The 21,416-nt window shown below is 71.6% G+C and carries 16 protein-coding genes; 3 read left to right on the top strand and 13 right to left on the bottom strand.

Annotated features, from left to right (window positions below; translation table 11 throughout):
* Nucleotides 1-59: 59 nt before the first annotated feature.
* A complete protein-coding gene (locus ETAA1_RS08375; protein ID WP_145236260.1) occupies nucleotides 60-1,856 on the bottom strand; it encodes a FecR domain-containing protein in 1,797 nt (598 codons plus the stop codon).
* Nucleotides 1,853-2,422 (bottom strand): RNA polymerase sigma factor, encoded by a 570-nt coding sequence (locus tag ETAA1_RS08370; protein WP_145236257.1) that lies wholly within the window; start codon nucleotides 2,420-2,422, stop codon nucleotides 1,853-1,855. Before ETAA1_RS08370 ends, ETAA1_RS08375 begins: the two co-directional genes overlap by 4 nt.
* Before the next feature lie 148 nt (nucleotides 2,423-2,570).
* On the opposite strand from ETAA1_RS08370, the gene ETAA1_RS08365 reads away from it, so the two are divergent.
* The 3 genes from ETAA1_RS08365 to ETAA1_RS08355 are packed head-to-tail and all read left to right on the top strand — an operon-like array spanning nucleotide 2,571 to nucleotide 6,465.
* Nucleotides 2,571-3,872 carry a DUF1501 domain-containing protein gene (locus tag ETAA1_RS08365; RefSeq protein ID WP_202920756.1) on the top strand — a complete coding sequence of 434 codons (1,302 nt, stop codon included), beginning with the start codon at nucleotides 2,571-2,573 and terminating at the stop codon, nucleotides 3,870-3,872.
* On the top strand, nucleotides 3,872-4,888 hold the full coding sequence (locus ETAA1_RS08360) for a WD40 repeat domain-containing protein (protein ID WP_202920755.1): 1,017 nt from the start codon (nucleotides 3,872-3,874) through the stop codon (nucleotides 4,886-4,888). The genes ETAA1_RS08365 and ETAA1_RS08360 overlap by 1 nt, the downstream gene beginning before the upstream one ends.
* Nucleotides 4,888-6,465 (top strand): DUF1549 domain-containing protein, encoded by a 1,578-nt coding sequence (locus ETAA1_RS08355; RefSeq protein WP_145236248.1) that lies wholly within the window; start codon nucleotides 4,888-4,890, stop codon nucleotides 6,463-6,465. The genes ETAA1_RS08360 and ETAA1_RS08355 overlap by 1 nt, the downstream gene beginning before the upstream one ends.
* Nucleotides 6,466-6,722: 257 nt before the next feature.
* On the opposite strand, the gene ETAA1_RS31680 is transcribed toward ETAA1_RS08355, so the two are convergent.
* The 11 genes from ETAA1_RS31680 to ETAA1_RS08305 all read right to left on the bottom strand — a co-directional run bounded on the left by ETAA1_RS31680 (nucleotide 6,723) and on the right by ETAA1_RS08305 (nucleotide 21,323).
* Nucleotides 6,723-6,866, bottom strand: coding sequence for a hypothetical protein (locus ETAA1_RS31680; RefSeq protein WP_202920754.1), 144 nt, complete (start codon nucleotides 6,864-6,866; stop codon nucleotides 6,723-6,725).
* Nucleotides 6,867-6,936: 70 nt separating this feature from the next.
* A complete protein-coding gene (locus tag ETAA1_RS08350; RefSeq protein WP_202920753.1) occupies nucleotides 6,937-8,046 on the bottom strand; it encodes a WD40 repeat domain-containing protein in 1,110 nt (369 codons plus the stop codon).
* A gap of 102 nt (nucleotides 8,047-8,148) precedes the next feature.
* The gene (locus ETAA1_RS08345) at nucleotides 8,149-9,777 is read right to left on the bottom strand and encodes a DUF1549 domain-containing protein (protein WP_145236242.1); all 1,629 of its coding nucleotides are present in this window, start codon (nucleotides 9,775-9,777) and stop codon (nucleotides 8,149-8,151) included.
* A 33-nt stretch (nucleotides 9,778-9,810) separates the two neighbouring features.
* Nucleotides 9,811-10,806 (bottom strand): WD40 repeat domain-containing protein, encoded by a 996-nt coding sequence (locus tag ETAA1_RS08340; RefSeq protein ID WP_145236239.1) that lies wholly within the window; start codon nucleotides 10,804-10,806, stop codon nucleotides 9,811-9,813.
* 33 nt (nucleotides 10,807-10,839) lie between these two features.
* Entirely contained in the window at nucleotides 10,840-12,153 is a 1,314-nt protein-coding gene (locus ETAA1_RS08335; protein ID WP_145236237.1) for a DUF1501 domain-containing protein, read from the bottom strand.
* Between the two features lie 84 nt (nucleotides 12,154-12,237).
* Nucleotides 12,238-13,527, bottom strand: a complete 1,290-nt coding sequence (locus ETAA1_RS08330) for a DUF1501 domain-containing protein (RefSeq protein ID WP_238389394.1) — start codon at nucleotides 13,525-13,527, stop codon at nucleotides 12,238-12,240.
* 239 nt (nucleotides 13,528-13,766) lie between these two features.
* Nucleotides 13,767-15,161, bottom strand: coding sequence for a DUF1552 domain-containing protein (locus ETAA1_RS08325; RefSeq protein ID WP_145236234.1), 1,395 nt, complete (start codon nucleotides 15,159-15,161; stop codon nucleotides 13,767-13,769).
* Between the two features lie 98 nt (nucleotides 15,162-15,259).
* The gene (locus tag ETAA1_RS08320) at nucleotides 15,260-16,666 is read right to left on the bottom strand and encodes a DUF1501 domain-containing protein (protein WP_202920752.1); all 1,407 of its coding nucleotides are present in this window, start codon (nucleotides 16,664-16,666) and stop codon (nucleotides 15,260-15,262) included.
* Between the two features lie 166 nt (nucleotides 16,667-16,832).
* Complete coding sequence (locus tag ETAA1_RS08315) at nucleotides 16,833-17,954, bottom strand: 3-keto-disaccharide hydrolase (protein ID WP_145236228.1); 1,122 nt, start codon at nucleotides 17,952-17,954, stop codon at nucleotides 16,833-16,835.
* A 130-nt stretch (nucleotides 17,955-18,084) separates the two neighbouring features.
* Nucleotides 18,085-19,494 (bottom strand): DUF1501 domain-containing protein, encoded by a 1,410-nt coding sequence (locus tag ETAA1_RS08310; protein ID WP_202920751.1) that lies wholly within the window; start codon nucleotides 19,492-19,494, stop codon nucleotides 18,085-18,087.
* A 206-nt stretch (nucleotides 19,495-19,700) separates the two neighbouring features.
* Complete coding sequence (locus ETAA1_RS08305; protein WP_202920750.1) at nucleotides 19,701-21,323, bottom strand: DUF1549 domain-containing protein; 1,623 nt, start codon at nucleotides 21,321-21,323, stop codon at nucleotides 19,701-19,703.
* Between the last annotated feature and the right edge of the window lie 93 nt (nucleotides 21,324-21,416).

Here is a 21,416-nt window from a genome sequence, read left to right as displayed (position 1 = left end):
GCGGGCTCCGCGGCGGGCAGGCAGGCAACTGAACCCCGCCGGGCGGGGCGGCAGACACGTCAGGCGTCCGGGTCGGCCGGCTCCGCGGCGACTTCCCACAGCGCGACCGGACCCTTGTTCGTGGCGGTGGCGAGGAAGCGGCCGTCCGGGGAAAACGCCAGCGCCCGGACGCCGTGGGCGCCGGTCTGGAGCACCTGCACGCGCCGGCCGGTGGCCGCGGCCCACACCCACACCTGCCCGTCCTGCGTGCCGGCGGCGACGAGCCGGCCGTCGGCCGAGAACGCCACCCGCGTGACGACCCGCTCGAACCCCTCGACCGTCCGCACCAGCGCCCGGCCCCTCACGTCCCACAGGTGCACGGCGCCGTTGAACCCCGCGGCCACGGTGCGCCCGTCCGGGGTGAACGCCAGCGCCGTCACTTGCCGGCGGCGGGTCGGCAGATCGAACGCCGGCTCGCCGGTGGCAGCGTCGAGGATCAGGAGCTTGTTGTTCGTGCCGCGGCCGAGGTCGGACTGCTCGACGGCGACGTGCCGGCCGTCCGGGGTCGCGGCGGCGCAGAACGCCGGCGCGTCGAGCCCGCGGCTGAACCGCTCGGCCCCCGTCGCCGCGTCCCACACCCGGACCCGCGGGTCCGGCCGCGGGCTGACCGTCGCCACCCACGCGCCGTCCGGCGCGACGCACAGGAACCGCGGCTCGCTCACCCGCACCGGGAACACTCGGCGAAGTGCCCCGCCCGGCAGGTCGCGGATGAGCGTGCGGTCCTCCTTGTCGTCGACCCGGGACGCCACCAGCACGCGGCCGTCCGGGGTGAGGGTGGCGACCGGGCCGTCGTTGAAGATCGGCGGCTGGAAGACCTCGCGCGCCGCGGCCGCGCCGAAGCCGTCGCGGCCGACGCCCCAGCGCACCCACTGCTTCCCGGAGGCGGCCCACACCTCAGCCCCGTCGGCGGCGAACGCGAGCGCCAGTGCGCCGGGGAAGTCGAGCCGGTTCCTCGGGACGGACTCGACGCGGTGCTCCTCAACGCGGACCGGGCTCGTCGCGTCGCGTACGAACGCGGCCCCGCCGGGGACGAGCGCCAGCGGCCGGGCCGGCTCGCCGCGCACGACGCGCACGTCACCCTCGCGGAGCTCGACCCGCACCGACCCGGCCCCGGCCGACCACAGGTCGAACCGGCCGCGGGTGGCGACCACGTCCGTCGACCCCGCGGCGACGACCGTCGGCCAGCCGGCGACCACGGCGGAGAGCTGGCCGCGCACGAAGGTGAGCCGGCGCGGCTCGGCCGCGCCGCCGTCGGCGTCGAGGCGGACCGACGTGTTGGGGGAGAGTTCCAGGCGGGTGGCGTCGGGGAACAGGACGGCGACGGTACTGTCGTCGCCGGTGCGGATGGTGGAACCGGGGGGGACGAGCCGGTCCGGGCCGAGAGCGACCAGCCCGTCCGGGCCGACGACCTCGACGGCGCCGGCCTCCCCCGTGAGTCGGGCGAAGTTCGCGGGGGGCGGTCCGTCCCTCGGCGGGGCCGGGCGGAGGGCCAGGACGAGGAGCACGGACGCGGCCAGGGCGGCGAGCGCCCCCGCGGCCGTGGCGAGGCGGCGCCGGCGGGCCGGCGCGGCGATCCCGGCCATCACCGCGGCGACAGTCCGGTCCGCGCGCTCGGCCTCGATCCGGGCGACCGTGGCGGCGCCGAGGTCGAGGTCGGTCCTCAGTCCGCGGAGCGCCGCCTCCACGTCGAGCAGCGCCAGGTGGCGTTCCCGCGCGGCCGAGCTGGCGGCTACGAGCGCCGCCAGCTCGGCGGCCCCGGCGTCGGCGAGGGTGCCGTCGATGAGTGCGTCAGTCAGGTCGTCGATGCGCGTCGTCACGAGCCGAGTTTCCCCTCGATGCACGCCCGGAGGCGGAACCGGACGCGGGACACCATCCGCTGCACGGCCTCGGGCGTCTGCCCGCGGCGGGCGCCGATCGCCTCGAACGACAATCCCCGCTCGTATCGCAGCCGGATCAGCTCGGCGTCCGGGCCGGGGAGTTCCTCGCGGCAGCCCCGAAGGGCAGTGAGGTACTCGTCGGCGTCGTCCCGCGGCCCGTCGTCGGCCCGCAGCCGCTCGCCGAGCCGCTCGCGGTAGGTCGCCAGCCGGCGGTCCTCGCGGGCGGCCGTGCGGAGTTCCTTCCGCAGCCGGTTTCGAGCGACCGTCCGCATCCAGGCGCCGAAGTCGGTCCCGGGGCGGTACTGGCCGAGGTGGGCGTAGGCGTCGAGGAACGCCTGCTGCACCAGGTTCTCGGTGGCGTCGCGGTCGCGCAGCAGCGCCGCGGCGATGCGCCACACCTCTGCCTCGTACATCCGCACCAGCCCGGCGTAGGCCGCCGTGTCGCCAGCGAGGACCGCGGCCACCAGCCGGTCGGCGTCGGGGGTGGTCGGCGTCGGCTCGGTCATGAAGAAGAATCCCGGCACGAAGCGCGACAGACGGCGGGCGGCGGCAGCTTCACACGCCTCTCATAAATCCCGCCGCGGGCCGGCGCAGACACCGTCTGCCAAGGCCGGCGGCGGGATTCTATTCCGGTCCCGCCCGCGAGGTCCGCCGATGCCCCACCCCCCGCCGCCGGACGTGTGCAACCCGGCCGACCACTCTCTCACCCGCCGCCTGTTCCTCGGGAGCGCCGCGCTCGGCGGCTTCGGCCGGCTGTTCGCCGCCGACCACGCCGCCCGGGCGGCGGCGCAACAGAGGCACGTCATCCTCGTGTTCATGTCCGGCGGCCCGAGCCAGTTCGAGACGTGGGACCCGAAGACCGGGCGGCCCACCGGCGGCCCCCACCTGAGCCAACAGACCCGCGTCCCCGGCGTGCGGTTCGACGAGTACATGCCGAACCTGTCGCGGCTCGCCGGCCGGATGGCGACGATCCGCAGCATGACGAGCGACCTCGGCGACCACATGGAAGGGCACTACCTCGCCCAGACCGGCCACAAGCCGACGAGCGTGGTCGCCGCCGCACCGCACTGGCTGTCGGTGGCCGCCCACGAGCTGCCGCCGGCCGGCGACGTGCCCGGGTACGTCGTCCTCGGCTCCGAGCAGGGCGGGAACATGGCCGTACCCGGGGCCGGGTTCCTCGGGGCCGGGTTCCAGGGCTTGTTCTGCCCCGGCCGCGGCCGGGGTCCGGAAGACCTCCCCGCCGACGGCCCGCAGGCGCTCGCCGCCTTCCGCCGCCGCGAGGACCTGCGCCGCGGCCTGTCGCGGTCCTTCACCGACGGCCGCGCCACGCCCGGCGTCGAGGGGCACGACGCCACCTTCGCCGCCGTCGAGCGGCTGCTGCGGAACCGCGACCTGTTCGACCTGGCGAAGGAGCCGGCCCGGGTGGGCGATCGCTACGGCCCGACGGCCCTGGGCCGCGACTGCCTCCTGGCCCGCCGGCTGGTCGAGCGCGGCGTGCCGTTTGTCCGCGTGCAGCACCAGTCCGGCCTCGCCTGGGACAAGCACCGCCGGGCGTTCGACAGCCAGCGCCACCTCACCCGCGAGTTCGACACCGCCGTCGGTGCCCTGATCGACGACCTCACCGACCGCGGCATGTGGGACCGGACGCTGGTCGTGCTGATGGGCGAGTTCGGGCGCACGCCGGAGATCATGGGCCAGGGTTCACCGGGGCGGAACCACTGGACGAAGAGCTGGTCCCTGTCGCTGGGCGGGTGCGGGGTGAAGCCGGGCGTCGTGGTCGGGAGCACGAACGCCGACGGTACTGCGGTGAAGGACCGGCCGGTGACGATTCCCGACTTGTTCGCCACCTTCTACACGCTCCTCGGGATCGACTACAAGCACGAGCTGGAGTTCGAGGGCCGGCCGGTGCCGCTGACCGAGAACGGCAAGGGAACCCCGGTCCGGGAGGTGCTATGATGCCCGCCACCCTCCGCCAGACGTACTCGGCCGACGACGGGGAGAAGCGCGGCCCGCTCACCATGAGCCGCGTCGCCTTCCACCCGACCGACCGCCGGCTCCTCGCCTCCACCGCCGACCGCCGGCTCGCAGTCTGGGATCTCGACGCGCCGCCGCGGAAGGAGCGGAACGTGTCGGCCGTGCCCGGGCGGCTGGTGTGCCCGCACGACGCCGGCTGGGTGCGCGGGTTCGCCGTCAGCCCGGACGGACGCTGGCTCTATACCGGCGGGTCCGACCGGCGGCTGAAGCGCTGGCCGTGGGCCGGCGGCCAGCCCGCCGACGCCGCCGACCGTGACGCGGAGGCGCACGCCGGCTGGGTCGAGGCGGTCGCCGTGGCGCCGGACGGGCGGCACGTCGTCACCGCCGGCGCCGACGGGCTCGTCAAGGTGTGGGACGCCGACCTCAAGCCGCTGCGGACGCTGACGGGGCACACCGACTTCGTCCGCGACGCCGCGTGGGCGCCGGACGGCCGCGTCTTCGTCACCGGCTCCGAGGACGGCCGGCTCCTCGTCTGGGACGGGGGGACGTTCGAGCGGCTGCGCGAGATCGCCTTCGGCGACGCCAACGAGCAGTTCGGTCAGAACCCGGCGCTGAGCGGCGTCCACCGGCTCGCGGTGAGCCGCGATTCGCGCTGGGTCGCGGCCGCCGGCGGGAAGAAGCTCGACGTGTTCGACCTCGCCACCGGCGCCGCCGTCGCCACCGACAAGAGCGACACGCAGGCCGCCTTCGCGCCGGCCGCCGACGTGCTCGCCGCCGGGGCGAACACGACCCGCGTCGTGGCCTACGACGCGGCCCGCTTCCAGCCCGCGCGGCCGGACCGCAACGGCCGTGTCGGCCCGCCCGCGGCGCTGCCGGGCCGCGAACTCGCGGCATTGAAGATCGGCGACTTCTCGCTCGGGTTGGCGTTCGCGGCCGACGGCCGGGCGCTCGCGTGCGGCAAGGCGAACGGCACGGTTGAAGTCTGGGAGGTGTCGTGATGCGCCCCGCCGCCCTCGCCGCGTTGCTGCTCGCCTCGACCGCGACCGCCGCCGAACCGCCGCCCCTCAGCCGGCGGATCGACGCCCGCGTCGCCGCCGGGCTCGCCGCCGCGAAGCTCGCCCCCGCCCCGCAAGCCGAGTCGCACGAACTCGTCCGCCGCCTCTACCTCGACGTGATCGGCCGCATCCCGACCGCGGCCGAGGCGACCGCGTACCTCGACGATCCGAACCCCGCGAAGCACCACGCCCTCATCGACACGCTGCTCGCGCACCCCGAGTTCCCCCTTTACTGGCGCGGCGTGTTCGACCACTGGCTCAACGGCAGCCTGTTGGAGCGGCCGGCCGGCGGGTCGGACGAGTTCAAGGCGTACCTCGAACGCCGCCTCGCCGAGAACGCCGGCTGGGACCAAATCGCCCGCGAGCTGCTCGACCCGAACGGCGACGACCCGGCTTCTGCCCCGGCCGCGTACTTCCTCGCCAGCCGCCTCGCCGGCAACGACCGCGCCGCCCAGGTGGACGCGATGACGACGGCGGTGTCGAGCGTGTTCTTCGGCGTGCAGCTCCAGTGCGCCAAGTGTCACGACCACCCGGACGTGGAGGACTGGAAGCAGGAGAACTACTACGGCGTGGCCGCATTCCTCGGCCGCACGTATTCCGCGAAGGCGAAGACCGGCAACGGCCCCGGCCTGACCGAGCGGCCCGACGGCGAGGTGAAGTACGCCGCCCGCGGCAAGGACTACACCGCGCGGCTCCTGTTCCTCGACGGTACCGTGCCCGACGCGACGGCCGGCCGCCGCAAGTCGCTCGTCGCCCTCGGCGTGGGGGCCGAGCGGCCGTACTTCAGGCGGGCGCTGGCGAACCGCGTCTGGAAGCAGTTCCTGGGCGTCGGCCTGGTCGAGCCGGTGGACCAGATCCACGACGGCAACCCGGCGTCGCACCCGGAACTGCTCGCCGAGCTGGGCGACGCCTTCGCCGCCGGCCGGTTCGACCTGCGGGCGCTGATGGGCGGCATCCTCCACTCCGATACGTACCTCCGGTCGAGCCGCTGGGCGGCCGGGTCGCGCCCCGCCGACAACCACTACGCCTCCGCAGTGCCGAAGCCGCTGACGGGGCCGCAGCTGGCGGTGTCACTAGCTCTGGCGACGGGCTACATCGACACGCTGACGGCGAAGTACGAGCGCGAGAAGGCGCGGCTGAAGCTCGACGCGGTCACGCCCACGGTGGTGCGGCGGCAGTTCGAGCGGGAGCGGGAGCACGCGGCGCTGGCGGGCCGCTTCCCGCCGCCGGGGGAGGGGTTCCAGGCGAACGCCTCGCACGCCCTGTTCCTGACTTACAACCCGGCCGTGCAGGCACTGGTCCGCACGCCGAGCGGCACGGCGGCCCGGGTCGCCGCCGAGCGGGACGCCGCGGCCCCCGCGCGGCGGGTGTACCTCGCGGCTCTCGCTCGCCGGCCCACCGCCAACGAGGAGGCGCGGGTCGCGGCCTACCTCGCCACCCCCAACGTGTCGCGGGACGAACTCGCCCGCGACCTCGTGGCCGCTGTCGTGGCCGGGACCGAGTTCCGGTTCGCCCCGTGACCCGTGGCGCGGCCCCGAACATCTAACGCCACCGGGGTTCCGTCACCAGCCCGCGCCGCAGCGTGCGGGAGAGCTGATGGAGACGCGGGAGGGAACTGGAGTCCGAAATCAGCGCCGTCCAGCAGCCGCTCCCGGCTTGGTTTGTCCTGGGCCTTGCCGGTCAGCGCGGCGGCCACCCCCAACTCGACGAACCGCCGTCGGACCCGCCCGACGGTGTCGGTGCTGACCTCCACGGCCTCGGCGATCCGGTCGTCTGTCTACCCCGGCCCGCAGTCGGCGGTGTCGGCCTTGAGCAGGATGCGGGCGTGGGCCACCTTCTGGGCGGCCGTCTTCCCGGCCGCGAGCAACCCGGACAACTTGTCCCGCTCTGCGGCGGTCAGCGTCACGACGTACTTCTTCATGGCGGATTCCTCCCGATCGCCCCACTGGAGCTGATCGTAGGGCAATCCGCAACTCAAAAGCGTCAGCCGACTATTCGCGCCCCGGGAACGAGTAGATCAGCACCTGACCCGCTCCGTCGGCAACGGCAACCCGCTTGCCGTCGGGGCTGATCGAAATTGCGTGGTAGGCTTCTCCGAATGGGCCCTTGCTGGTTTGGCCCAGTTCGCGAACGAGTTCGCCGTCGCCCGGCCGCCAGATCTTCACGAGCCGGTCGCGGCCGCAGGTGAAAAGGTGTTTGCCGTCCGGGTGAAAGGCGAGGTCGGTCGCGCCGCGGAGGTGGGGCGGCTTGAGCTCGTTGAGTTTCTTCCCCGTGACGGGGTCGAATAGGTAGACGGGCCCGCCGATGTTTTCGTTCTCGATGTTGCCTCGGGCGGCCGCGAAGTACTTTCCGTCGTGGGAGAATCGGACGGATGCGATTCCGGCCTTCACCTCCTTGCTGGCGTCGAACTTGAGCCCTCCGGTGCGCGCGTCCCACCCGCGCAACCCCGTCTCGCCCTCGACGACCCTGAGTTGAGGAAAGTTCTCCGCGGTCACCACCGTCTTGCCGTCCGGAGAGATGTCCAACCCGCGCACCCACAGCTTCGTACTCCACCGGGCGAGTTCCTTGCCGGTCTGGACGTCCCACACGATCACCACCTTCGACTCGTCGCCGGTGACCAGGGTCTTGCCGTCGCGGGAAAGGGCCAGGCCCCAGATCCAGTCTTTGTGTGCGGTTAGCACGCGGAGCGGCTTCTGCACAAAGACGTTGGCGGTGATCGGGGCCGGCGGGGCGGGCAGCCTGGCGACCTTCTCGGACACACCGACGCGGGCGATGCCGTCGTTCAGAACGATCGTGCCAGGGTCGCCCGTAGTGAGGGTGGCGTCCCAGAACTTCACGGTGCGGTCGCTGCCCGCGGAGATCAGCAGCCGGCCGTCCGGGCTGGCGAGCATGCGGTTGATCTCGTTTGTGTGCCCGACCAACCGCCGCGCCGGTTCGGGAGCCTTCCCGCCCGCCGCCGCGGGGAGGTTCCAGACGAGGATGTCGCCGCGCTTGTTGGCCGCGGCGATCCTGTCGTTGTCGATGAAGGCGACTGCGGAGACGACGTCGCTCGACCAGAGGAGCGTGAACAACAGGCTGGCACCGGCGAAGTCTGTGGGCATCGGCGTGCTTCCGTTCGGTGGAGGGGGCGGCATACCGGCCGTTCCCGGCCCGGGCGCGAGCCCGCCCGGGGGTACCGGTCAGCCGGGACCCTCGGGCGGGGGTCAGTGGTTGAACCGGAACTCCGGACTGTTGAACAGCGCCCAGATCACTTGCCGGAGACCCTCGTCGGGCCTGTCCTTGCGCCGCTCGAGGTACCCGCCGAACAGCTCCTGCTCCGCGTCCGTCGCCGGGCGGGAGAGCACCGCCCAGCTGGCCTCGTCGATTTGCCGGCGGGTGTCCGGCAGCTTGCGCAACACCGGGATCAGCTTGCCGCCCATCGCCTTGAGCATGTTCTCGTCGTTGCTCAGCCGGAGCGGCTCGTCGATGCCGACCTGGAAGTCGTCGAACGGCTGCTCGATGAAGGGGAACACGCCGCCCCCCTTCTCGACCTCGGCGAGCTTCTTCCGTCGCACCTCGACGGGGTCGTCCGGCTTGAACACCTCGGGTTGGTTGGCAATGTGGTAGGACATGCCCCACTGTGCCGGGGTGAGCGGGCGGGTCGGGGCGACGGCGAACAGGTCCTTGGGCGGTGGGGTTCCCTTCCACTCACTCGACCGCGCGTACGCCCGGCTGCCGACCAGGCCGGTGATCAGGCGCTTCAGGTCGTACTTGTGGGCGACGAAGTCGCGGGCCAGCCAACTCAACAGTTCCGGGTGGCTCGGCTGATTCTCCGCGTGCATCTGGTCCACCCGCATCACCAGCCCGTGGCCGTAGAACCGAAGCCAGAGGCGGTTGACGATCGAGCGGGCGAACCTCTCGCGGTTGGTGTCGTCGAGCGCGACCTCCGCCAGTCGCTTGCGGGCGCTCTGACTCGGCGGCGGCGGGAGGGCTTTGGTTTTCGCGTACTCCTTGGATTTCTCCTGAATGAGCTTGGTCTCCTCGGCGACCGCCGCAACGAGCTCCCGCTCGGGCAGGTTGTACAGCTCGACCTTGACTCCCGACAGGAACATCATCGAGACCTGCCGCGCCTCGCCCGATTTGGCCTTGAAGTCGGCCACCTTGACGTACTGGCGTTCGAGGAGCTTGCCCTGGAACTCGTAGCTGTAGGCGAAGAACGCCTTCATGCCGAAGAAGTAGTCCTGCGTCAGCCCCTTGATTTCCGGATGGCGGTGGCACTGCGCGCAGGTGATGTTCAGGCCGAAGAAGACGCTGCTCACGTCGCGGGTGAGGGCGTCGGCGTCCTTGAGCCGCTTGAGCACGAAGTCGTCGGCCCTGGCCTTGACCGGTGTCCCGGGGGGAGCCTGCTCCGAGGTGCCGAGCAGGTCGCGGAACATGGCGTCCCACGGGCGGTTCTCCTGGAACGCGTCGAGCAGGTACGGCTGGAGGCTCGGCACGTCCGTGTTTCGATTGCGGAGCAGGACGTCGAACTCGTTGGCGTTGTGGCGGGCGAACGCCGGAGACGAGGCGAGGGACTCGATCAACCCGCGCCGGTCGGGTGTCCGACCGGCGAGGTCGCGGGCTTCGACCGCAGCGGGGATCCGCCCGACGAGGTCGAGGTACAGTCGGCGAACCAGGGTGGCGTCGGCGGCGGGCGGCGCGGGGTTGACCCCGGCCTGCTTCAGCCGGGCATCGACGTAGTGGTCGATAACCTCGCTGATCGGTCGGCCGGGAGGTAAAAGGTCTTGCCCCGTCGCGTGGGACGGCAACCCCAGGAGAACGCCGGCGGTGAGCCAGCCGAGGCACGCCTTCATGGTGGAGGCTCTCGTGCGGGTGGGACGGGGTCGTCAGGCGGAGAATTCCCACTTGAGCGCCTTGCCGCTACCGACCGTGTAGAACGCGTCCGCCGCCTCGTTGACGGCCAGGTCGTACGTCGGGATGGTGGCAGGCGTCTCCTTGATCACGCGCGGCCTGGCCGGGTCCAGGAAGCACAGCGGGCCGTTCGCGAACGGGGCGACCAGAATCCAGGCCGACTGCGGGTGCCAGTAGATCGACTCGAACTGGCCGCTCGCCTTCTGCTCGTAAGCCTTCTGTCCCGTCTGCCAGTCGAAGATTTGCACCAGCCCGGGCCCGGAGATGACGAACAACTCGCCGGCGCGCTCCTTCCCCGCAAGGGCCAGTGACTTGCCGTCGGGCGAAAACGCCATCCGGCAAATCCGCGACGCGGACAGGTAGCCCCCCTGCGAAATCCCCAGGTAGCTGGGGGCTTCGAACCGTGCGGCCTCCCGCCCGGACTCCGCCTCCCACACGAGCACCCGGGCCGCGTCGTCGGCGGCGGCGACGTGCCGGCCGTCCGGGGAGATCGCGCAGGAAAAGATCTTGTTGGGGTTGTCGTACCGCGGCACCCGGTCGTCGAACCCGGTCAGCGTCCGGATCAACCTCCCCGACTTCGCGTCCCACACCTTGCAGGTCATGTCGTCGGAGACGGTCGCGATCATCGTCCCGGTGCGGCTCACCGCGAGCCGGCGGACCCACCGGTCGTGCGCCTCGACGGTGCGCACCACCCGGCGGTCGCGGAGGTCCCACCACACCAGCTTGCGGTCCCAGCCCGCCGACACGAGCGTGTTCTCGACCAGACCCAGCCCGCTGACGTAACTCTCGTGCCCCTCGAACACGGCAGTCGCTGCAGGCTTTTCCCGGGCGAAGTCGATGGAATAGATCTTCGCGTCGGCGTGGCCGAGCCACAGCCGCTCGCTGTTCGGCTCGCGGACGACGGACAGAAAATCGCCGGGGTGCGTCACCGCTTTGCTGATCTTCACCCGGTCGGGGTTGGGGGGCGGCATGGTGGGCTCCGACTGGTTTGTCTGGGGGGTGGATCAGGCCAACACCGCGCGGACCGGTTCCGTGTTGTAGGGGGTCAGTCGGACCGGCCGGCCGTCGGCCGAGGTGTATTCCTTCTGGTGGTCGATCCCCACGGCCTGGAAGATGGTCGCGAAGAACTGGGCGGCCGTGACGCGGTCGGTGGCGACGGCGGTGCCGTCGGCGTTGGTGCTGCCGTGGACGACCCCGGGCTTGATGCCGCAACCGGTCAGCGTCACGCTCCAGCAAGCCCCCCAGTGGTCGCGGCCGCGCTGGCCGTTGATCTGCGGCGTCCGGCCCATCTCGGCGAAGGTCACCACCAGGGTGTCCTGGAGCAGGCCGCGCTGCTCCAGATCCTCGAGCAGGGCCGACATCACCCGGTCGAGGGTGGGGACCTTCGACGCGTGGATCTCGAAGTTCTCGCCGTGGGAATCCCACCACCCGTCGGTGAGGCGGACGAACGGCACGCCGGCCTCAATCAGCCGCCGCGCCACCAGGGCCTGCTGGCCGAACAGCGAGTGGCCGTACCGCTCGCGCGTCCTGGGCGGCTCGCGGGAGATGTCGAACAGGCCGGCGATGTCCATGATGCCGCGGACCCGCTGGTACGACCCGCCGTGGCTGGCGACCGTGGGGTTGCTGCCGCGCCGCTCCTGAAACCGGGCCGCCAGCTGCTCGCGGAGCGCCTCGCGGGCGCGGTGGTCGTCGTCGGTCAGCGAGGCGGGGAGCTGGATGCCGTCGGGGGCCAGCTTGCCAGCGATGTTGATCGCCTCGTACCGCGCCCCCAGGTCGAGGGCGAAATCGAGCTGCTTGTCGCCGCCGCTGAACGGCCAGGTGGCGTTCCAGAACGACACGTGCTCGGGCATCCCGGGTTGCGACAGCTCGCGGCCCAACAAACACCCCAATGACGGGGTCCGCAGGTTCCCCGTGTCTTGCCGGTCGCCGCTCATCAGCGCGAACACGCTCCCCCCGGTGTGGCCGGTGTTCGGGCTGCTGAAGGAGCGAATGACGGCCGACTTGTGAACCCGTGACGCCATCATCGGCATCAGCTCGCTCATCCGGTAGCCGGGAACCGAGGTTTGGATCGCCCGGAACGGTCCGCCGGTCCGCCGGCCGGGCTTCGGGTCCCAGCTTTCGAACTGGCTCAGCCCCCCGGCCATCCAGAGGAGGATGACGCGCTTGTGCCGCTTCTCGAGCTGGCCGGCCAGCAGCGGGTTCCCGAGCGCGTCCAGCCCCGCGACCCCGCCGGCGAAACCGCCGACGCCGCCGAGAAACGCCCGCCGGTTGAGCGAGTGCTCCGGGGAGCCGCAGGTTGAAGGAAGGTGCATGCTCATGACCTGGTCTTTGGGGTTCAGCGGGCGAGGACGACGCCTTGCACGTTCCGGACGAACACGCCGACGGCCTTCCGGCGGGCGCGACTACCCCAACAGCTGCCGGATCGGCCGGGAGCCCTCGGGGGTGGCCCAGATCGGCCGGCTCCCGAGGAAGTGACGAGCCCGGGGGTTGATGCCGAGCGCGGTGTAGATGGTGGCGAAGTAGTCCCCCTCGGTGACGGGGTCGTCCTGCACCTCGAAGCCGTCCGGGTCGCTCGCGCCGTGGTGCCGGCCGCCGTTGATGCCGCCGCCGGCCAGCACCACCGTCCACGCCCGGCCGAAGTGGTCGCGGCCGGCCCGGTTGTTAATCGCCGGCGTGCGGCCAAACTCGCTGGTCCACACGACCAGCGTGTCGCTCAGCAGGCCGCGCCGCGCCAGGTCGTCCATCAGCCCACCCCAGGCGGGGTCGAGCACCGAGTACAGCGCCTTGGAGATCGGGAAGTTATCGACGTGTGTGTCGTGGCCGTACTGCCCGACCTCGACGAACGACACCCCAGCCTCGACCAGCTTCAGTGCCGTGAAGCAGCCGCGGCCGAACTTGGTGTCGCCGTACCGGTCCTTCGCCTGGTCCCACTCACGGCTCACGTCGAACGCCTGCCGGGCCCGCATCAGGCGAACCGTCCGCAGTTCGGCCGTGCGGTGCGACGCGAACGGCTCACCCGGGCGGTGTTCGGCGAACCGCTGCTCCATGAAGTTCAGCAACTCGCCGCGCCGGGCCTGAACCTCCGGCGGGGCCGACGGGCTGGCGAACCCCGGCAGCTTGCCGTCCTCGGCCACCACGAACGGCTCGTACTGGGGGCCGAGGTACCCCGACCCGTACACCCCGCTCGTGGGCCCGATCTTGACGAAGCTCGGCAGGTCGGCCTCCGGGTCCTGGCAGTACTTCGCGATCATGGCCCCGATTTCCGGGTGCGGGAACCGCTGCGAGGAGGGGTAGCAGGTGTGCATGTGGTACCCGCCGATCCCGTGGTCCACCGACTGCGTCCGCATGCTGCGAATGATCGCCAGCTTGTCGGCGTGCCGGGCGACGCACGGCAGGAACTCGCACACCTGGATGCCGGTGACGTTCGTCGGAATCGGCCGGAACGGGCCGGCCGTCCGCCGGCCGGGCTTCATGTCGAACGTGTCGGTCTGGCTCGCTCCCCCCTCCATGTAGAGCATGATGCACCGCTTCCCCGACCGCTTCGCCTCCGCGGCGATCGTCGCCGAGTGAACCAGCGCGCCCCAGTTCGCGACGGCCGCGCCGCCCGCCGTGGTCAGCAGCCCCGTCATCAGCGAGCGCCGACTCAGGTGGTGACCCGAGGTGCAGGCGCCGGATTCGAAGATCGGCTTCATCGGCTTTCCCTACCTACGGCCACTGGTCGAATCGGAACCCCGAACCACGACCACCCGCGGCGGAGCCACGGTCTCATCGGCAGGGTGTGGGTCGGAAGGCTCGCTCGGCGGCGGTACACCGCCGGGGGAGGGGTCCGCCACACTTTAGCTCAACCGCTCCGAATCCCGCGTCGGTAGTCGCGAAAACCAACCCGGACGCCCCGCCCCACCCCCCTGGCTCGTTCAACTTCGGGGGGCGGTCAGGCCAGAACCTCGGCCAACGGGCCGTTCTGGGCGGCGGCCGGCATCTGCGGGTCGAGCTCGCCGAAGGCCTCTCGCCGGTCGCCGGCGGCGTGGAGCAGGGCCAGGTAGAAGTTGCGGACGGTCCGGTTGGCGGTCTCCCGCGCCCCCTCCTGGTATCGCGGGAATTGGAGGTACCGGCCGGCCGTCTTCAGCCGACCGCCCAGACCGCCGAGAACGACCAGCGGCCACTCGGCGCAGAACCCGTGGTGCCCCTCGCCCGAGTCGCTCATCCAGATGATGAGCGTGTTGTCGAGCATCGTGCCGTTCCCCTCGCGCACGGCATCGAGGCGGCGGGCCAGGTCGGCGACCCGCTCCGCGTGGAAGCGGCGGATCGCGACGGCGAACTTCGCGCTGTCGGGTGCCTCGACCGAGTGGCCGATGGCGTGGCCGTCCTTGGTGACGCCCAGGTCGGTCCAGGTGTGGTACAGGCCGATGCCGCCGGCCGCGTCGAGCGTCACCACGTTCGTGAGCCCTGACGCGAGCGAGGCGGCGGCGATCGCGCACTGCGCCTCGAACCGCTGCGTGGTCCGCCGGGAGTCGAACCTGTCGAGGGCGGGCAGGTTGGCCCGCAGCCGTTCCCGGTTCTCGGCCAACCGATCCTGGCGGGTCCGCATCTGCTCGAACGTGTCGAGGTACACGTCGAGCTTCTCGCGGCCGGCGGCCGGCAGTTCGTCCCGCACCCGCTTGATGTCGGCGCGGCACCAGTCCAGCAGCCTGTTCCGGGCCTGGTGCACCTTGCCCGCGCTCCCTTCCGCCACGCTCCCGAACAGCATCTGGAACGCGAGGTCGGGCTGACAGACCATCGGGGTCGGCCGGCGCGGGCCGCTGGCCGAGACGGAGTTGGCGAACGCGGCGTCCGCCGAGGGCGGAACGCAAAGCCCGACCACCGGGATGATGCTCGGTTGGGCGGACCCGAGAGCGTGGTCGATGGTCTGACCGGCCGCCCCGCGCCGCCAGTTGAAGCAGCCGAGGCCGCCGTACCCCTTCCCGTGGTCGCCGCCGCCGGAGATCTTGTGCGACAGGTTCTGAATGATCCCGAGCCGGCTCTTGAACGGTTCGAGCGGGGCGATGGCCTCGGGGAGTTCCAGGTCCGCCAGCGGCAGGTCGATCACCCGGTCGCCCTTGCCCCTCTCGACGCCTTTCGGTTGCACATGGTACGGGTAAAGGCCGTTGCTTTCCATGACGAAGATGAACCGCTTCGGCGGCGGCTGTCCGGCCTCCTCGGCCGCGAGCCGCTGCAAGAACGGCTGGAGCACGACCGCCCCGGCCCCGAGGGCCACGCCCGCGAGCGCCGTCCGCCGGTCCAGTCGGTCGGGCGTGACCACGCGAAGCGGGTGCGGGCGGGTGCTCATTTCGTCTCCTCCGCTGGGGTGGTCCGGTGGCGGAACGACCCGCGTCGTGGCGTATCGTCTCACTGCGGGGAGGGCCCCGACCCCCGCCGGCGGGCGGTCTAGAACAGCTCGTCGAGCGGCTTGCCCGGCATGAAGAACTGCGGGCGGCGGTCGGCCGAGTAGACCGGCGTCCCGTCGTCCCAGCCGTGGGCGCGGAGCATTGTGGCCACGAACCGGGACACGTGGACGGGGTTGTTCTTCGGCTCCGCCCCCAGCCCGTCCGACGAGCCCAGGACCTGCCCGCCGCGGACCCCGCCGCCGGCGAGGACGGTGCTGAACACGTTCCCCCAGTGATCCCGCCCGGCCCCGCCGTTGATCTTCGGGGTGCGGCCGAACTCGCCGGTCCAGGCGACCAGCGTCTCGTCCAGCAGCCCGCGCTCGGCCAGGTCGTCGAGCAGCGCCGCGAACGCGCGGTCCACCGGCGGCATGAGCAAGTTCTTCATCTTGGTGAAGTGCTTGCTGTGGGTGTCGAAGTTGGCCTCCGAGTTGAACTTCGTGGGCGGGTCGGGGTACCACGTCACGGTCACGTGCCCGACGCCGGCCTCCACCAGCCGCCGCGCGATCAGGCAACTCCGCCCGAACCGAGTGTCGCCGTAGCGGGCGATCGACTCGGGCCGCTCGTTCTTGAGGAGGAACGCCTCCCAGGCGGTGGTCGAGTCGAGCACGCTGAGGGCCCGCTCGCGGTGGAGATGGAGGGAGTCGACCGGCGGCCCGGTGACCGCCTTCTGGGCCCCCTCCAACTCCTGCAGCAGGTGCGACCGCGTCCGCAGCCGGTCCTCGCCCACCGCCGGGTTGGGGCGGAAGGTAGGGGGGAGTTCGCCGGGGACCCACGTCTCGTCGATGAGCATCAGCGGGTCGTACCGCTCGCCGAGGTACCCGGCGTGCTGACCGGCCCACTGGAAGGTGTTCTGGTCGCCGATCCGGGCGGGGAGTTGGACGGCCCCCGGCAGCCCGTTCCGGTCCCCCTTCAGTTGCCGCACCACCCCGCCGACGCAGGGCGGGTCGATCCGCGCCGGCGACGGCTCGCTGCCGGTGCGGGGCCGCGGCACCGCGACCCGGCCCGTCAGGCTCCAGTGGGTCGCCGGCCCGTGGCCGTTCTCCCGGTGGTACGTCCCCCGCAGGATCGCGTACCGGTGCGCCTGCCGGGCCATGTGCGGCATCAGTTCCGAGACCCGGACCCCCGGCACCGAGGTGTCGATGGCCCCGAACTCGCCGCGCACGTTCGACGGCGCGTCGGGCTTCGGGTCGAAGGTCTCGTGCTGGGCGGGGCCGCCGGTCATGAACAGCAGGATGCTGCTCTTCGCGCGCGGTCCGCGGCCGGCGGGCGGCCCGCCGCGGACCGGGCTCCCCCGCCGCCCGCCGGCGAGGATGTACGACCCGAACCCGGCCGCGGTCAGCCGCAGCCAGTCCCGCCGCGAGCCGCGAACTCGGTCGCGGACCGCCTCGAGCAGGTACGCTTCGTGCATGGGACGGATATCCCCGTACGGTCGGTTGTGGCACCCAACAAGTGAACCCCGCGGCGGGCCGCAATCAGACATCCGAACAACTCGCCGATCACCGTCTCGCTGTCGGTCGCCGCACCCGGGTCGCGGTCGCGGTCGGGTCGCGACGGCCGGGTGGGCCGGTCCGCGCTCAGGGCTGTTCCACCACCCAGATGTTCCGGTACAGCACGCGGCGGCCGAAGGCTTCGAACCAAATTGGCCCGTCCGCGGCCTCCGGACCCTTGAACCCGTGCGGCGTCGGGCTGTTCACTTCCAACCGGTCCACCGTCTGCTGCCCGTTCAACTTCACCGAGATCACCGCCTTCGCTGTCCTCTTCCCGCCGGCGTCGAACCGCGGCGCCGTGAAGTCGATGTCGAGGGTCTGCCAGACCAGTGGCGGGAGGCACGCGTTCGGCACCTTGCTCGGGTAGGTGAACACGCTGCCGCAGACCCGCGGCGCGGCGGCACCCTTCGCGGGCGGGAACTTCGATCCCTTGCCCGTCCCGCCGATCAACGGCGGCCGGGTCGGGCTGGTGGCCCCGGACAGGTCGAAATCGAACCCGAAACTATCCCCGATCGCCACCTCATACCGGGCGAGCATGTAGACCCCGGCATCCGCCCGCCGCCACGGGATGTTTTGCGGCTCCCAGCCGGTCATGAACTCGACGTGTAAGGTGTAGTCTCGGAACTTCTGCTTCGTGACCGCCCCCGCCAGCAGGTTCCCCTCGAACATCAGCGGCGCGCTGAGCCCCTCGATGTCCTTCCGTTCCTCGAACGCGTCCACGTTCGGGTTCGCTCCCCCGAAGAGAACGACGGCACCGGCCGGAGGTTGCTTCCCCAGGGTCGGGCTCTTCCGGTCCACCCGCTTCAGCAGGACCGTCCGGCCGCCGCGCTTCAGGGCCAGCCCGCTCTCGTCGAGCACCGCGCCCGCCCCGTCATCGCCCGGGGAGCGGAGTTCCACCTTCCCGTTAGACAGGGGGCCGCTTTCCAACAGGCCGTAGCGGCCGCCGTCCCAGCCGTCGCCGGGCAGGCCCCCTTCCAGGACCAGCGCGTGGAAGGATTTGTCGCCCCGTGCGACCACCTGGACACCGACACGCGCCTCGCGGTCGTTGCCGACGTACTCGCCCTGCAACTTCAACTCGGCTCCGATCACCCGGGTGTCGAAGAGCTTTCTCGCCGCCGCCTCCGCCGCGGGGTCGGGCGTCTGGGGCGTCGCCTCTCCGGGGAACCCAGCAGCCAGTGCGACGGCCAGGCACGTGAGGTACTTGTTCATCGTCCTTCCCTATCTCCTGATGGCGGCTCCCCTCGCGGCCGGTCGATCTTACCCGAAACGACCGGGCGAGGGCGGACGGGTGTTGTCGTCGGCCGGCGGATCCGGGAGCGACGCGACCGTCACGCCCGGCTCAAAACAACTCGCGGATCACGTTCGCTCTGTCGATTGCGGTCATCAGGTCGCGGTTGAGGTCGGTACGGAGTCGGAGTTGCGGCACGTCGAGGAGGAAGTTCATGACGGTGGCGAACAGGTGCGCCGGCCTGTAGCCGTGGGAGGCCGGCCGCCCGCCGAGGGCGTCGGACCGGCCGACGACCTGCCCCATCTTCAGCCCGCCGCCGGCGATCAGCAGCGGGGTCAGCTCGCCGTGGTGGTCGCGGCCGCCGTTGCCGTTGAGCCGCGGCGACCGCCCCATCTCGCCGGTGACGACCAGCAGGATCTTCTCGGACAAGCCGCGCTGCTTGACGTCCTCGAGGAACGCGGCGACGGCGTGGTCCACCTGCGGGGCCAGCCACTTGAGCCCCTCCATGTTCTTGGGGCTGTTGTTGTTCGCGTGCATGTCCCAGCCGCAGTCCGACACGGTGACGAACCCGCACCCGGCCTCGCACAGCCGGCGGGCCAGGAGCATCTGCTTGCCCAGCAGATTCGACGCCCGCTTCATGTCGTACCAGCGGGTGGCGTCCTCAAGCCGGAAGAGGCCGGCGGTGTCGTACATCGCCAGCGTCCGGGGGTCTTCCTTGCCCAGGTCGAACACCTCGGTGATGCCGCGCGAGATGATGTCGAACGCCCGCTGCTGGTACTCGTCGGCGCGTCCCAGGGCGCCGCCGCGGTCGATGTCGCGGCGGAGGGTGTCGAACCCGGCGAGGAGTTGCCGGCGGTCGTCGAACCGCTCGCGCGGCAGGGTGAGGGTCATCGCCTGCTTGAGCTTCGACCCGCCGGCGGGGCTGAACGCCTCGTACTGCGACCCGAGCGACCCGGTCTGGGTGAGTGTGGGGAGGGCGCCGGTCTCGAAGTTGCTCCCCAACTTCAACCCCTCCTGCACCGCCTCGGGGAGGACGAGCATGTTGCCCGGCAGGCCGGAGGGAGCGACGGCGCCGCCCAGGTAGGCGGAGGCCGCGCTGAGCGACCCCTTGGTCGCGTTGCCGCCGGTGGTGACGGCCTCGTAGGTGTGCCCGCCGTTGCCGGAGGCGAAGTTGCGCACAACGGTGAAGTCCCTCGCCATCGCGGCCAGCCTGGGGAAGTAGCGGCAGAACCGGACCCCCGGGTGGGCCGTCACGATGCAGTCGGTGTGGGTGCGGTACTCCTTCGGGGCCTCGGGCTTGGGGTCCCAGGTCTCGAGTTGCGACGGCCCGCCCTGCAGGAACAGCAGCACCACCGCCTTCTTCGGCGCGCCGCCGCTCTCCCCGGCCCGGGCCCGGGCGGCCAGCAGGCCCGGGAGCGTGAGGCCGGACAGGCCCAGCCCGAGGCCGCCGACGCGCAGGAACTCGCGCCGGCTCGCCCCCCGGCAGTCGCGTGCGAAGCCCCGGTCGTGAATCGTCAACATGCCGACCCCCCGTTGGTTTGCGTCACGTCCCCGCGGCGCGATCGTCGGCGCGGTTCGATCCGCGCGCCGCATCACGCGTAGCTGCCTCGCCCGTCGCGTGCCGCCCGGCGCGGCTTTGCCCGACCACTTCGGCCACCCCGGCCGCCAGCGCCGACCCGGGTTGCCGGCGCCGGCCCGACCCCGTTCGGCTGTTCGCCCCCGCCCCACTACCGGTTGAATCGGAACTCGGAGCACGACACCAGCACCCACATCGCCTCTTCCACGCGCTGCGCCAGTTGTCTCGGGTCCGTCGCGTCCACGGTCAGGTAGCTCACGAACCGCTGCTTCTCCTCGCCGGTCGGCGGCCGGCTCAGCGCCGACAGGAACATCCGCTCGACCTTCGCGTCCCACCCCTCGGGTCCGGCCAGCAACCGGTCGGGCAGGTTACCCTTGTTGGGCCGGCAGAGGCTGCGGAACTGGTCGCCGTTGTGGAGGAACAGGTGTTCCGACAGGCTCCCCTGGAATCGCCCCTGGCCGTCGGTGGGCTGCCCCAGGTACTGCAGCATCTGGGAGCTCGGCTCGGCCTTCAAGGCCGATTCGGGGCCGAGCCCCGTCGCGATGTGGAGCGAGGCCGTCAACTCCTCGACGGTCAGGGGGCGGATCCGGGCCCGCTCGTAGTGCCGCGGCATGGCGTCGGTGACCGGGCCGAGGTCCGACGCCTGGTACGCCGCGCTGGCGACGACCTCCCGGACGAGCCACCTCAGGTCGAACCCGCGTGCGACGAACGCCGCCTCCACGGCCTTCAGCAGGTCGGGGTTGCTCGGCGGGTTCTGCGAGTTGAAGTCGTCCACGGGGTGGACGAAGCCGCGCCCCATGAACTGCGCCCAGACGCGGTTGACCGCCGCCCTGGCGAAGTAGGGGTTGTCCCGGGCTGTCATCCACTCGATGAACTTCTCGCGCCGCGAGAAGGGCGGCTTCGGCGGCAACTCCCCCGCCTTGAGCTTCGGCTCGACGTAGTCCTTCGGCGACTCCGGCTCGGTCACTGCCGCCCCGTTGAGGAACCTGGGCCGAACGGGGACGGACAGCTTCTTTTTGGTCTTCGGGTCAATCTCGTCGGCGGTGAACAGGGCCTCGCCGACGGCCCGCTCGCCGACGCGGTACTCCTTCCCCGTCTGATTCGTCACCTCGGGCTTCCCCGGGACTTCCACGACCAGGGTGCGCACGAAGAACCCCGCCATCCCGTGGTAGTCCTTCTGCGTCCACGGCTCGAACGGGTGGTCGTGGCACCTGGCGCACTGGATCTGCGTGGCGAGGAAGAAGCGGGAGACCGCCGTGACCATCTCGTCGGTGTTGTTGTTCACCGCGTAGTACAACTGCGAGCCGTCTTCCTCCGCCCGGAGGACTTTCGCGGCGATGCGGTCGCAGGGTTCGTTCGCCTCGAACTGCTTTGCGAGCCACCGGCGGAACCGCTCCCGGGTCCGGTGGCCGACGGTCCCGTCCACCGGCCTGGCGGTGCGGCCCAGCATCCCCAGGTCCCAGGCGTGGGACTGCTGCCGGGCGAACCGCGGATCGGCGAGCAACGTGTCGATGAGCCGTTCGCGCCGGTTCGGGTCGGGGTCCTTGAGGAATGCGGTCGCCTCCTCGTAGGTGGGGATCATGCCCACGAGGTCGAGGTACACGCGCCGCAGGAACACCGCGTCCGACGACCGACCTGGTGCGGGAATCTTTTCTCTCGCCCAGCCCGCCTTGATCTCCCGGTCGATCGTGTCGCGCAACCGCTCGTCGGCCCCCGCCGGGCGCGGGAGCGCCGAGAGGGCGAGGACGGCCAGGAGGAGTCGGAACGCGATCATGTTCTTACCCCGCAGCGGGTTGCGTCGCGACCTCGGTCGGGGCTCTCGGCGCCATTCCCGACCCGCGCACCGCTCCACCCCGTCCGGCCCGTT

The organism is Urbifossiella limnaea (genome assembly GCF_007747215.1).
Classification (GTDB): domain Bacteria; phylum Planctomycetota; class Planctomycetia; order Gemmatales; family Gemmataceae; genus Urbifossiella; species Urbifossiella limnaea.
Note: the sequence above shows the minus strand (reverse complement) of the source record. Positions and strands in the feature narration are given on the sequence as shown.